This is a genomic window from Bradyrhizobium sp. SRS-191 (assembly GCF_024586915.1).
Classification (GTDB): domain Bacteria; phylum Pseudomonadota; class Alphaproteobacteria; order Rhizobiales; family Xanthobacteraceae; genus Bradyrhizobium.
Genome location: NZ_JANBVS010000073.1, coordinates 1 through 1,634, shown reverse-complemented (window position 1 = coordinate 1,634; position 1,634 = coordinate 1). Strand labels below are relative to the sequence as shown.

Annotated in this window: 2 protein-coding genes; both read left to right on the top strand. The window is 66.7% G+C overall.

What is annotated here, in order from left to right; translation table 11 throughout:
- The coding region (locus NLR35_RS34060) for an AMP-binding protein (protein WP_257170912.1) at positions 1 to 773 on the top strand (773 nt) is incomplete at its 5' end.
- 26 nt (positions 774 to 799) lie between these two features.
- Positions 800 to 1,438 carry an RraA family protein gene (locus tag NLR35_RS34055; protein ID WP_257170911.1) on the top strand — a complete coding sequence of 213 codons (639 nt, stop codon included), beginning with the start codon at positions 800 to 802 and terminating at the stop codon, positions 1,436 to 1,438.
- Positions 1,439 to 1,634: the final 196 nt, after the last annotated feature.

The following is a 1,634-nucleotide window of genomic DNA, read 5'->3' as shown; positions in this document are numbered from 1 at the left end:
ATGTGTCGAGCCTCAAGACCGTGTTTCACATGGCCGCTCCGATGCCGCCCTGGCTGAAGGAGAACTGGATCGCCTGGCTCGGGCCGGAACGGGTCTGGGAGCTCTATGGCGGCACCGAGCGTCAGGGCTCGTGCATCATCTCCGGCACCGAATGGCTGACGCACAAAGGCTCGGTCGGCCGGATCGGCGAGATGGCGAAGTTGCGCATCATCGGCGAGGACGGCAAGGACGTCGCGCCGGGCGAGACCGGGGAGATTTATTTCCTCAACAACGAGGGCAAGGACGCCACCTATCATTATCTCGGCGCCGAGCCGAAGCGCCGCGCCGATGGCTGGGAGTCGCTCGGCGACATCGGCCGGATGGACGCCGAAGGCTACCTCTATCTCGGCGACCGGCTCGCCGACATGGTGCTGCGCGGCGGTGCCAACATCTACCCGGCCGAGGTCGAGGCCGCCGTCTCCGAATATCCCGGCGTCCGCTCCTGCGTCGTGGTCGGGTTGCCCGATCCGGAGCTCGGCCAGCGCGTGCACGCGATCATCGAGCCCGCGACCGGCGCGGATGAAAGCAGCATCGCCGACGGCCTGGCGGAGTTTCTCAGGGATCGGCTGAGCCGCTACAAGCAGCCGGAGAGTTTCGAGATCGTCAGCGCCGCGCCGCGCGACGATTCCGGAAAAGTCCGCCGCACGCTGTTGCGCGACGAACGCGCGGCGTGGATGAAGGAAGGACGCGATTTCCGGATCATGCTTTCGAAAACGCGGGCGCACGCGGATTAAAGACGAGACATAGAAGGACCTGTGACATGACCATCACCATCGCTGCCAACAGCGTGCCGAAGCCGCCCGCCGAGATCATCGCGGGCTTTCGCGGCGCGCCGACCTCGGTCATTTCCGACAATCTCGCCCGGCTGCCGGGCGCGGTCGGGCTGAAGCCCTTTCATCGCGGGGCCAAGCTGGTCGGGACGGCATTCACGGTGCGCACGCGCCCCGGCGACAATCTCGCCATCCATCGCGCGCTCGAGCTCGTCGGTCCCGGCGACGTCATCGTGGTCGATGGCGGCGGCGACGAGACGCGGGCGCTGGTCGGCGAGATCATGAAGAACATCGCGCAGTGGCGCAAAGCCGAAGGCTACGTGATCGACGGCGCGATCCGCGACGTCGCTGCGTTTACGGCGGATGACTTCCCCTGCTACGCCCGCGCGGTGACCCATCGCGGTCCCTACAAGAACGGCCCTGGCGAGATCAACGTGCCCGTCTCGATCGGCGGCAGCGTGATTTCGCCCGGCGATATCGTGGTCGGCGACGAGGACGGCGTGGTGTCGTTTCCGGCCGCCGGCGCGGCCGCGCTGCTCAAAGCGGTCCGCGCCCAGGTCGCGCGCGAGGAAGAGACCATGAAGGCGATCCGCGAGGGCCGTTACCAGGGCTCCTACGGCAAATCCTGATCAGGGCAACACAGGGGAGGACGGCGTGAGCCAGAAGGACGAGTTTCACAATATCGACAATCCCGCCGACGGGCTGTTTCGCGAACTCGCGGCGGGCGTCACCACGCGCATCTTCTCCGGCGAGCAGGCGATGCTGTCGGTGGTGACGCTGGGGCCGTATGCGCAAGGCACGCTGCATCATCACCCCGAGGAGCAA

Coding starts and splice junctions, on each gene's coding strand:
- NLR35_RS34055 (WP_257170911.1), top strand. CDS start 800: ATGACCATCACCATCGCTGCCAACAGCGTGCCGAAGCCGCCCGCCGAG.